Origin of the sequence: Viridibacillus sp. NPDC093762 (genome assembly GCF_050279675.1) — a bacterium.
Classification (GTDB): domain Bacteria; phylum Bacillota; class Bacilli; order Bacillales_A; family Planococcaceae; genus Viridibacillus.
The window spans coordinates 1-6,934 of the sequence record NZ_JBNNUK010000040.1 but is presented as its reverse complement, the minus strand read 5'-3'; the positions used below and the strand labels follow the sequence as shown (position 1 = coordinate 6,934).

Annotated in this window: 8 protein-coding genes and 1 pseudogene; 2 read left to right on the top strand and 7 right to left on the bottom strand. The window is 32.6% G+C overall.

Features of this window, described 5'->3' with window-relative positions:
* The 6 genes from ACQKM9_RS21575 to ACQKM9_RS21550 all read right to left on the bottom strand — a co-directional run.
* Positions 1–333, bottom strand: a 333-nt coding sequence (locus ACQKM9_RS21575; RefSeq protein WP_427736526.1) for a hypothetical protein, incomplete at its 3' end; no start/stop codon positions are given.
* A 575-nt stretch (positions 334–908) separates the two neighbouring features.
* On the bottom strand, positions 909–1,439 hold the full coding sequence (locus tag ACQKM9_RS21570; RefSeq protein WP_427736525.1) for a hypothetical protein: 531 nt from the start codon (positions 1,437–1,439) through the stop codon (positions 909–911).
* An 80-nt stretch (positions 1,440–1,519) separates the two neighbouring features.
* The gene (locus tag ACQKM9_RS21565) at positions 1,520–2,998 is read right to left on the bottom strand and encodes a WD40/YVTN/BNR-like repeat-containing protein (protein ID WP_427736524.1); all 1,479 of its coding nucleotides are present in this window, start codon (positions 2,996–2,998) and stop codon (positions 1,520–1,522) included.
* Positions 2,999–3,274: 276 nt separating this feature from the next.
* Positions 3,275–3,571 (bottom strand): hypothetical protein, encoded by a 297-nt coding sequence (locus tag ACQKM9_RS21560; protein ID WP_427736523.1) that lies wholly within the window; start codon positions 3,569–3,571, stop codon positions 3,275–3,277.
* A 675-nt stretch (positions 3,572–4,246) separates the two neighbouring features.
* Complete coding sequence (locus ACQKM9_RS21555) at positions 4,247–4,417, bottom strand: hypothetical protein (protein WP_427736528.1); 171 nt, start codon at positions 4,415–4,417, stop codon at positions 4,247–4,249.
* Complete coding sequence (locus ACQKM9_RS21550; RefSeq protein ID WP_427736522.1) at positions 4,348–4,590, bottom strand: hypothetical protein; 243 nt, start codon at positions 4,588–4,590, stop codon at positions 4,348–4,350. The genes ACQKM9_RS21555 and ACQKM9_RS21550 overlap by 70 nt, the downstream gene beginning before the upstream one ends.
* A 795-nt stretch (positions 4,591–5,385) precedes the next feature.
* Here ACQKM9_RS21550 and ACQKM9_RS21545 point away from each other — a divergent pair.
* Both ACQKM9_RS21545 and ACQKM9_RS21540 read left to right on the top strand, forming a co-directional pair.
* A complete protein-coding gene (locus tag ACQKM9_RS21545) occupies positions 5,386–5,541 on the top strand; it encodes a hypothetical protein (RefSeq protein ID WP_427736521.1) in 156 nt (51 codons plus the stop codon).
* 247 nt (positions 5,542–5,788) lie between these two features.
* The gene (locus tag ACQKM9_RS21540; RefSeq protein ID WP_427736520.1) at positions 5,789–6,184 is read left to right on the top strand and encodes a hypothetical protein; all 396 of its coding nucleotides are present in this window, start codon (positions 5,789–5,791) and stop codon (positions 6,182–6,184) included.
* A 417-nt stretch (positions 6,185–6,601) separates the two neighbouring features.
* Here the strand turns inward: ACQKM9_RS21540 and ACQKM9_RS21535 are convergent.
* Positions 6,602–6,934 (bottom strand): annotated as a pseudogene (locus ACQKM9_RS21535) (hypothetical protein); the annotation flags it as partial.

The window sequence follows — 6,934 nt, the reverse complement described above, 5'->3', positions numbered from 1 at the left end:
TGCATGCTTCCAATTATCCTGAGCAACGCTCACAGCTGCCATATGCTTGCCAGCTAACCCCATAACTCCTTGTGCATGCTTCCAATTATCCTGAGCAACGCTCACAGCTGCCATATGCTTGCCAGCTAACCCCATAACTCCTTGTGCATGCTTCCAATTATCCTGAGCCATGCTCACAGCTGCCATATGCTTGCCAGCTAGCCCCATAACTCCTTGTATACGATTCGAATGATCTTGCACAGCGCTAATGGCGTTCACAGTTGGTTTTTGATTAACATACGTATATATTTTATAAGGCGGAATACGTTTATTAAGAAAGTACTTTATTGCCATAACCACTCAACTCCTATAAAGTAAATTTATTTACCTGATTTTACTATTCTAACATGAATATTGGAGTGTATAAGATTCCTAATGACGAGGTTAGATTAAATCGAAGTATGTAAATTTGTCTTTCTTTTTTATTTACACTTATTCCATTATTCGTTAAATTGGTATTTTGTGAACAATGAAATATTTTGAACTTAGACCTTAATTGCACACCCTTGTCCATATACAACTTAATTGTATATGGACAAGAACTTCATGACAAAACCTGTCTTTTTAGCAGAAAAATCATTTTTCAAGTAAAATTAGTGAGTATCTTATCTTTCAGTTCTTTTTCCGTTATTTAATATGATAGTACTTCCCTCTTGCTCTAACGATTAACGGTTGCCGTTTTTTCGGAATTGTTTTCTCCACATGGAATGTGGATATCTAATAGATGTTTTGGACATAAAAATAGACCATCGAAAGATGGTCTTGTTTAACTAAATACCACGTTAGTTCAAGAAGTGATTATTTTCACTGCAACAATCAAATCATTCTGAATTGTATAATTCCTGTAGTAGAATCATACTTTCGTCCAATTATTTAATATAAAATCCAAGTTTCATTTTTGGTGCACCCCATGCGAGTGCACTTTGATATGAAGCATCGTTACTAGAACAACCTAATCTCGTTTCGGAATTATTGTAAGCAGTTGTACGGCAAAAACCCCACCAAATATCTATAGCAAAATCTGTTACACCAGATCCAACCCCTGTATCTTGAACAAAATAAGAGTCAAGACTAGAACCATCATAATTTGTTATATATTTGGGTGCTTTAACTATCGATCCATATGGGACTTCACTATCTATTGTTTTTTTCTTCATTGCTACGATACCTGGCCCTGGAAGTACATTATTAGCCGTATATCTAAGTGATCCATCAGCCTTATATTTACTCGCTGTATAACCAGTTACATTTTGATCAGCCATTTCAAAATAACTAGCTGTGAATGGTTCAATAGTAGCGTCAATATCTGTAGTAGTATTAACATCTGCCGCAAATGCAAATAGTGGTGCGAAACAAAATACTAAACTTACAATAAGAAATATGCCCATTTTCTTTTTCACATTCAATTCCTCCAATTATTTCAATTTTTTTGTAGAACGTTTTATTATTTCTTAACATTAAATTAAAAAACAATTCATATTTAATTCATAGATTCCCAATGGTAATCTGGTATTGTGGCTATAAATAGATCATCTTGTGTGAGTTCTAAATCTGCTATAATTCCTTCTTTTACTTCAAACAACCTTTCCACTTTCCACTCATTAGCATAACCTCCTAGTTTAATTAAATAAACTACTCCATCTTCAGAAATCCCAAATAAGTTGTTTCCCTTTTTAATTAAAGTGTTAAATTCATACTTTGTTTGTACTTTATTCCATCCGCCTTCGTTAAGATTCTGAACCCACAATGTATAATCTGAAAGAAGGAACAAATTATTTCCCATTAGTTCCATATATGATGGTGTTTTTATGCCTTGGCTCAACTTAAAATTAATCCATTCATCACCATTTCCCTGAAAAATTTCCCCACTATTTGTTAATAGAATTACTGTCCCCCCATCAGTAATTTGCAATGAAATAATTTCCTCAGTTCCGGGTTGAATAATTGCATTCCAATTTTCACCATTATCCACTGTTTTGTAAATATAATTGTTAGATAACATGACAATATTATTATTTGTTGAGTAGTTAATTTTCTCAACCTTATTTTCTGTTGTTAAAATTCTATTCATTTTATTATCAGAGGTCTCAATACGCCAGATTCCTAATTCTGTCGCAGCATATAACTCATTATCTAAATTAACCCATGCATTTAGTATGTCTTTATTCATATTTATGTCTCTCCAAATTTCCCCTCCATTTTGGCTATACCCCAAAAAAGGTTGTACTGAAAAATTAAATACCCTTGGCTTTAAATCACCCCAAATAGCTACTTGTTTATAATTAGCCGATATCCCTTTAATAGCCATTCCTTTTTTTGATGTCACAGATTCGCCGGATCCCAAACGTGCTTTAATCAAACCTCCTCCTACGGGCACTTTGTGGCTAGCACGCACTATTTCACCGTTTTTAGCATCGAAAGTTATTCGTGTAAAAAGACTATCCCTATCATTTCCTAAAATGGATACAGTTGGTTTCCCTTTTTCGCCATCTATTGTAAAATGGTATCCTGTAGCCCAATCCCTCCCTTTTTGTAAATCATATTTTTCCTTTGCTATTTTCAATAAATCAGGACTGTCAAATTTAATATCATCTAATTTTATCTCTCCAAAACTAGGTCCCCTCCCCTCATAAGATTCAATTATTTTTCCTTTTGAAATCATTACAATTAATTGTTGATCAGTACTTGAATCCTCAAAGCTCATAGTCCAATTATATCGTTTCCCTGTTCCTCCCATTGTTCCTCCCATATCTTCATCAACGCTGGTTATAAAAGCCACATATGCATTTACATTCCATTTTTTAGCTCTATCTAATCCAAGTTTAATAGCTTCTTTAAGAGATAATTCAATACCTACAACAGAGGATTCTTTTTTTTCATTTTTATTTTCTACATAAAAAAGGCTAAATACTATTGAAAGGGTAACTAGTACCCAAAATACTCTTTTGATGTTATTCAATATTAATCACCCTCCCTTTAATTAATTTGTAGTGTTAATCTACTAATTCCCCATAAATTAATATTCTCCTTTATCTTTTTTAATTTTTAAAATATTATAAATAAATATATGTGTTTTTTGTTTTTTATTAGGGGATCCTTCTTTTTTTGGAAATTAATTATCATTTTTTACCGAATTGATTCTTTTTTCTAAAAAAATAAGACCATTTCTCCAATAATAGAGAATGGTCTTATTTGGTGGTGAATTTTTGCATCTGTCGACAATACATGCAATTTTTTATTTGTACAAATTAAATGATTCGGTTTTCCCATCCCATTTCACTGTCACTTTAATAAATTTCACTTTGGAATAAACATTATTATTATTCCCTACAACTGCTTTACTTAAAAGAGTACCTCTTTCTTCTATAGGTGAATCCATACCTGCTAATTGACTTTTAATTGATTGTCCACCAAAGATTGTATCATACGTACATGAAGCTTGTCCTACAGAATCAACATCTTCCCCTTTATACTTTATATTCCCTATTTTTGTTACTCCCTCCTTCGAAATATCAATTGTAAAATCACCCATCCAATTTTCACTTTCACCATGGTAACTAACTTTGGACGAATTTATTTCTTGGGCGGAAACAGATAAGCCCAAAATTAATGAAAAAAAAGCATAAAAATGAAACAAACGTTTTATATTTTTTCACAAAGCTTCCTCCTCTTAATTATTAATTGGTTATTAATATAACCAAAATCTCTATTTTATTTAAACTTTATTTGTAATGAAACATTATTCAATTATTTCATTGAACACCTATGAAACGAATATAAACGAATCTTATGCATACATAATCAGGGGAGAGGAGTTTTATAGACGCGAAGCGGGATTATGGCAGTTAGATAGTTGGGGTATTTCTATTTGGTTCTGCAGTAAATGTACCTAAATAAACGTTAAAGAAACTAACAGTAAGACCTTTATAACGCTAAAGACGATATATCAATTGTTTAGTAGCTTTTCATGTATTGCAGAATAATTCTGCTTACACACATTAACGATCCACTCCCCTATTTTAATTGCTACGAACTTACTCATTCTTTAATTGACTTAGGACATTTGCAAATTGTTGCGAATTCTCTGTCCGAATGAAGCTATGAAATGGATTACCCTGCTTCTGAATACGGTCTATAACAGCCGGAATTGTAAATGTTGTTGGTGTTAACGAATCGTTGACTTCTTCCCAATTTAGCGGTGTTGAGATTAATCCTTTTCATTCCCTCTAGGAGAGTAAGGAGCGGCTAACGTATTACCCGCTTTATGCTGAACATAGTCGAGATATAATCTGTTATTCCGATTCTTCTTTAATCGTTCAGTGGTAAACCATCGGGGCTCTTGCTCACATAAAAACTTACATACAAACTCGGAAAAAATGCGTCACGGATAACTGTAAGTAAACGATCTCTTAGAAATGGCAGCATATATGGCGCTACATGTTGTAGATATAATAAGTAATCATCCTTCTGTATGTTACTTGCTGGCCAAATTGGATTATCTGGATGTGTCACCTCTAATGTGTGAGGAAGCGGCTTTAATTGTCGTTGCATGTTCTGCCAGGTGCAATCCTCCGGTTGTTTATCAAAGTTGAACTTATGGAATCGAGGTTCTCTCAATTTTCCAAAGGCAAAATCAATACAAGCCACCTCTACACAAATACTTGCATCAATGCTTAAAATATCTTCAGTTATTTTCTTTCCATTCTTAATAAAGAACGTTACTAGAGTATTAAACTCTTCTTCACTGAGCCCGTGACGGAAAGATACAATTTCTATAAGGACATTGTTTTTATAGACTGCTCCATGAAAAAAACATTTTCCTTATTATATTTTGTAAGTATGACACTTACGTATCTCCAATTTTTAATTTTGACCCAATTGGGTGATCGTGTATCACTCTTCCACTGACTTAACTCCCTCTTGTAGAATTCACCATTTTTAAAATCATATAGTATACTGCCATCATAAAAATCAACCATTACAAATCTTCAACAAAAGTGGCAAATTCATATATTTATTTTATGATTAAGAATTGATTATTTTTATCCTCCTTTTTTCACTAAAGCCCCCATTAGTTGAATAAGCACTGTTAAACTTTTTCATATCTATGGTTAATATTAAATTTCAAGAAACTTCTAGATAAGCCAACGAAAAGCATGCTTTGAATCTTTCAAAACATTTAATTGGAGGGCTGAATAGAAAAGCTAAAAAATCAAAAAGAGAGCGTTAATAGGAAAACCGCCTAAAAGAGAAAATAGAAACCTTCTATTTGAGCATAAACAAAAATGGCTTAACCAAATTAGTATAAATCCAGATGATAAATTCACAAAAGGTGAAACTACATATATGGATTTATACAATAAACTATTTGAACTTAGAAATGCAGCTGCACATAGTTATGGAGCGGTACCTTTTGAACTTGAAAGGAAACAAGCCGTAGTTGCACAATGCTTTGCTTCGTTATTGCTCGATGGGTATGTCGAAAAGAATGTTTTATCATAGTTTCTGATTTATACTAAGTTCCCCAATAACTATTTCTTAAAGCGACAGTACGGTCTGATACACATAATTCTCCACCTTTTTACATAAAACCATTTTAAGTAAAATAGCGAAATGAAAGTTGGTTTCTTCATCTCTGAGATAAAATCGGGATTATGGTTATATTAAGAATCAATTTATAATTACAAGGAGGGAAAAATGTGAAAAAATTTAATGCACCATTTTTTTACTTTTATGTTCTATATTCATTATGGGCTTACCCGTTTCTGCTCAAGAATTAAAGCCTACCAAAGTTGTTAGTTTCAATGGTGAAAGTTTCAATGGTGAAAGTGAAAATTGGGTGGCTTCTTTTTCAACTGATTTGTTAGAGGGAGGAATAACCACTGAAGGAAATTTAAAATATAAAGGGAAAGATGTTGATTCTGTAGGACAAGTTTCATGCACATATGAAACAAGTGCAGGTGGACTTGCAATGTTTAGTCTATTAGCAGGTACTTCTTCAAACGGTTCCCCCGTTGGAGAAAAAGGTACTCTTTCTACCAAAGGACTTGGTGGGAATATAAATATATATTCCAAAATCGAAGTTGTTAAAGTGACGGTAAAATGGGATGGGAAAACCGAATTATTTAATCTATATAAACAATAAAAATTGCATGTATGGTCGACAGATGCCCAAAATATATCACCAAAAACATACTAATAAAAGTAGTGCAAACCAAAGTTCAATCTCATTGGTATCTGTTACAAAGAATTCGGATTCAAACGGAAGACCATGAAAACGTCGTAAATAACTTTTCATTTCAATATAGATTACGGTGTTTCTAATGAAATTAATTAAAGTGGCTATCTTTCATAAACCTACGCCGTTAGTTCAATAACTTAATAAAAAGAACATCACGCCTTACCTACTAGTCATTAAGACGAATCATATGGAAGAATGTTACAACCCTTATTCGACTAAACTCCCCTTTAGTAAAAAAGCGTCCCTACTTATTTCAGAAAGTATCCCGCTAGCTTAATAAGAGATTTCTAACCTGCATATTCAGTGATAATAAAATCGGTTTTAGTATGAGATATTTTCAATTGTTGAAAATTGCCTATCATTTGTTATTGCAACAACACTATCCCCATCAAAAACAACCCAAAATACACAATCACTTTCAAGTAGAGTAACTATTGTGGTGTGATTTTTTTTAATACCAAAAAGGGTTTTAACTTCCCCTTTCCCAAAACTAAAAACGTCCCTTTTTAACGACCATAAAGCCAAATTATTCATACTTCCATTACCATATACATATGGAAACATAATGCTAAATTGCTTTTGATTTTCGATTATTATTTTATAAAAATAATTTTTCTTTTTAGTTTTTTCAAATTCAATCTTATGTGTTTTGCA

Bases quoted from the DNA above. Each gene is read 5' to 3' on its own strand.
- ACQKM9_RS21560 (WP_427736523.1), bottom strand. From the start codon at position 3,571: ATGGGTGATTTTACAATTGATATTTCGAAGGAGGGAGTAACAAAAATA.
- ACQKM9_RS21550 (WP_427736522.1), bottom strand. From the start codon at position 4,590: ATGCAACGACAATTAAAGCCGCTTCCTCACACATTAGAGGTGACACAT.
- ACQKM9_RS21545 (WP_427736521.1), top strand. From the start codon at position 5,386: ATGGATTTATACAATAAACTATTTGAACTTAGAAATGCAGCTGCACAT.
- ACQKM9_RS21540 (WP_427736520.1), top strand. From the start codon at position 5,789: ATGGGCTTACCCGTTTCTGCTCAAGAATTAAAGCCTACCAAAGTTGTT.